The 786-nt window shown below is 48.1% G+C and carries 2 protein-coding genes; both read right to left on the bottom strand.

Going from position 1 to position 786, the window contains the following annotated elements:
• Positions 1-33 precede the first annotated feature (33 nt).
• A complete protein-coding gene (locus tag ACFO4R_RS11885) occupies positions 34-477 on the bottom strand; it encodes a regulatory protein GemA (protein ID WP_379789430.1) in 444 nt (147 codons plus the stop codon).
• A gap of 1 nt (position 478) precedes the next feature.
• The coding region (locus ACFO4R_RS11890; RefSeq protein WP_379789432.1) for a hypothetical protein at positions 479-786 on the bottom strand (308 nt) is incomplete at its 5' end.

Genomic DNA, 786 nt, shown 5'->3' on the forward strand with positions numbered 1-786 from the left:
CGCTTCTCCGACTTTTCGACCCTTTGCATCGGCTTAAACTTCAGCTCCGGGTGCTTGATGATCTTCATTTCCTGCCTCCTCTCGTGCTATCATTTTCTTCAGTGCCTCAATCAGTTGATAGCATTGTTTTGCGCTCAACCACTCTACCTTTTCCACGCCAAACATCTTCTTGCAAAAACCTTGAATTCGAGCGGGATTATTATCCCATCCGAGTGTCTTGACGAGCATGTGTATCTTCCGACGCATCCGCTCCGTGCTTTGTCTTCCTACCTTATTTTGATAAATCTCGCTCTCTTCCGCTCCGACGATCCGATTGATCACTGCATTCGCCTCTATCCAAGTAAGCGCCTTCATACTCTCTTTTTTTGCGACGGAGAAAATCAGAGCATACAGGTCTTCTTTTGACATGCCCCGCTCTGCTGCGCTTGCCCAAATCTTGTTGATCTGAGCGCGATTTATTTCTTTTTTCTTACTCACCTTATTCATCTTCCGCCCAGTCCTCTCTAAGATCGTTCAGTAACTCAAGTTCTTTCCTTAGTTCCTCATCCATATCCTGTGATGCTCCTGATAGTCCTCTATATTCTTGAGCCCTCCTTTGCGGCTTCCTTCGAAACCCTTGATTTTGAAGGTTTCTCATGATCCCTCGGGTATAACTCTCCCTGTGTGCCGGATAGTCCCGAATGTGGATCCGCAGCGCCTCGATCACCACATCCGTGCTGAACTTCTCCCAATATTTTACCTCCCTCTCCAGGATCGCCGGAGAGACCTTCCCCGTCAACCGCCCAT

Origin of the sequence: Filifactor villosus (assembly GCF_042652965.1) — a bacterium.
Lineage (GTDB): Bacteria > Bacillota > Clostridia > Peptostreptococcales > Filifactoraceae > Filifactor > Filifactor villosus.